Annotated in this window: 1 protein-coding gene; it reads right to left on the bottom strand. The window is 60.0% G+C overall.

All coding sequences use genetic code 11. The annotated features are described in order from the left end of the window. Nucleotides 1–267: 267 nt before the first annotated feature. The gene (locus tag FWJ25_RS20600; RefSeq protein ID WP_281292572.1) at nt 268–756 is read right to left on the bottom strand and encodes a peptidylprolyl isomerase; all 489 of its coding nucleotides are present in this window, start codon (nt 754–756) and stop codon (nt 268–270) included. Between the last annotated feature and the right edge of the window lie 162 nt (nt 757–918).

Below are 918 nucleotides of genomic sequence, written 5' to 3'. Positions count from 1 at the left end.
ACGGAATTTCAGTTTTATAGCATTATCATGGATCCCATAACATAACAGCTGAAACAAGGATTAAGCAGAGGCGCCACGGGATTCACAGATCCACACCTAAACCGCTAAATTAAAACCGCGAGGGACACAGACACAAACGACTTGAAGACTCAACTAAGACCACCACTCAGATCGCCATCATCTTATTCAGATCGAAGGAAATGAAAAGGGACGGACGCAGGCGGAGTCGACGATGACGGAGGGAGGGCAGCCGGACAGACCAGAGATCTAGAGCTGGCCACAGTCAGCGACCTTCACCTCCTTGGAGGTGGCGCCGCTGCGGGAGCCCACCTTCTCGATGGCCTTGACGACCTCCATGCCCTCGACGACCTGGCCGAAGACGACGTGCTTGCCATCCAGCCAGGGGGTCTCCACGGTGCAGATGAAGAATTGAGAGCCGTTGGTGTTGGGGCCGGCGTTGGCCATGGAGAGCACCCCGGGGCCGGTGTGCTTGCGGACGAACTTCTCGTCGGGGAACTTCTCGCCGTAGATGGACTCGCCGCCGGTGCCGTTGCCGCGGGTGAAGTCGCCGCCCTGGCACATGAACTCGGGGATGACGCGGTGGAAGGTRGAGCCCTTGTAGTGGAGCGGCTTCCCGGACTTGCCCACGCCCTTCTCGCCCGTGCACAGCGCGCGGAAGTTCTCCGCGGTCTTGGGCACCTCGTTGGCGTACAGCTCCATCACGATCCGGCCSGCYGGGGCRCCGCCGACGGTCATGTCGAAGAAGACGCGRGGGTTCGCCATCGAGATCSGRAGCTAGGGTTTGGGGAWATTTTTCCTTCTCTCTACGAGTGTGATCTGATCTGCGGTAGAGAGGGGAGAACGGGTGCGGTAAAATAGCCGGCCCCAAGGGCAAGGGGGCGCCGGGTAGCGTTTGCG

Origin of the sequence: Marinobacter salinexigens (genome assembly GCF_008370345.1) — a bacterium.
GTDB lineage: Bacteria > Pseudomonadota > Gammaproteobacteria > Pseudomonadales > Oleiphilaceae > Marinobacter > Marinobacter salinexigens.
This window is presented reverse-complemented; position numbering and strand designations above follow the sequence as displayed.